The sequence below is a fragment of the Streptomyces sp. NPDC087215 genome (assembly GCF_044744885.1).
Classification (GTDB): Bacteria; Actinomycetota; Actinomycetes; order Streptomycetales; family Streptomycetaceae; genus Streptomyces.
This window is the reverse complement of the sequence record NZ_JBIUZD010000039.1, coordinates 1-1,206: the sequence shown is the minus strand read 5'-3', so window position 1 is coordinate 1,206 and position 1,206 is coordinate 1. Positions and strand designations below refer to the sequence as shown.

1 protein-coding gene is annotated in these 1,206 nt (G+C 67.5%); it reads left to right on the top strand.

What is annotated here, in order from left to right; genetic code table 11:
- Positions 1-1,206, top strand: a 1,206-nt coding sequence (locus tag ACIO92_RS34125; RefSeq protein ID WP_402596831.1) for an MFS transporter, incomplete at both ends; no start/stop codon positions are given.

The following is a 1,206-nucleotide window of genomic DNA, read 5'->3' as shown; positions in this document are numbered from 1 at the left end:
GTGCTGGGTTACGGCGGCTTCATGCTCCTCGGTGGTCGTGCCGCGGATCTGTTCGGGCGGCGTCAGATGTTTGTGTTCTGGCTCGTCGTGTTCCTTCTGTTCTCGGGTCTGGGTGGTTTCGCGACCGAGGGCTGGATGCTGATCGTGGCTCGTTTCGTGACGGGTGTCGCGGCGGCGTTCATGACTCCGGCGGGTCTGTCGATCATCACTACGAGTTTCGCCGAGGGTCCGCAGCGGAACAAGGCTCTGCTGGTGTATTCGGGTACCGCGGCCGGTGGTTTCTCGATCGGTCTGGTCGTGGGTGGTCTGCTGGCCGCGGTCAACTGGCGGTGGGTGTTCTTCGCGCCGGTCATCCTCAGTCTCCTCATCCTGATCGCGGCGGTCGTGCTGATCCCGAAGTCGGCGCGTCCGGACCGTACCGGGCAGGGTGTCGATCTGGCGGGCGCGGTCACGGTCACCGGCGGCATCCTGCTCCTGGTCTTCGGTGTCGAGCGGGCCACGCACGTCTCCGGTGTCTGGACGGCGGGCACCATCGGGGCGAGCCTGCTGCTCTTCCTCGTCTTCGTGCTGGTCGAACGCAGGTCGTCCTCGCCGCTGGTACGGCTGGGGATCTTCCGTAACGGCTCGCTGGTCCGCTCGAACCTGGCGGGGATGCTCTTCGCCGCCGGTTTCTTCGGTTTCCAGTTCATCGCGGTGCTCTACCTGCAGGAACTGCGCGGCTGGTCGACCCTGCAGACCAGTTTCGCTCTCATCGTCATCGGTGTGGACGCGGTGTTGTCCCCGACGCTGACTCCCCGGCTCGTGGCCAGGTTCGGCAACGCACGGGTCATCTTCGGCGGTCTGCTCCTGGCCGCCCTGTCCTACGCCCTGTTCCTGCCGGTCGGCGCGGACTGGACCTACCTGGCCATGTTCCCGAGCCTGATCATCCTGGGCCTGGGCTTCTCCCTGGCCTACGGGCCGCTGACGATCGTCGCCACCGACGGCATCGCCGAGGAGGAGCAGGGCGTCGCCGGCGGCCTGCTCTACACCTCCTTCCAGTTCGGTGCCGCTCTGGGCCTGTCCGGTGTCGCCGCCGTCAACATCGCCGCCACCGAGGGCACCACACCCGCGGCCCTCCTCGACGGCTACCAGGCCGCCCTCGTCGTCCCCCTGATCGCCGCCCTCGTCGCCGCGTTCATCAGCGCCTTCGGCCTCCGCGGCAAGACC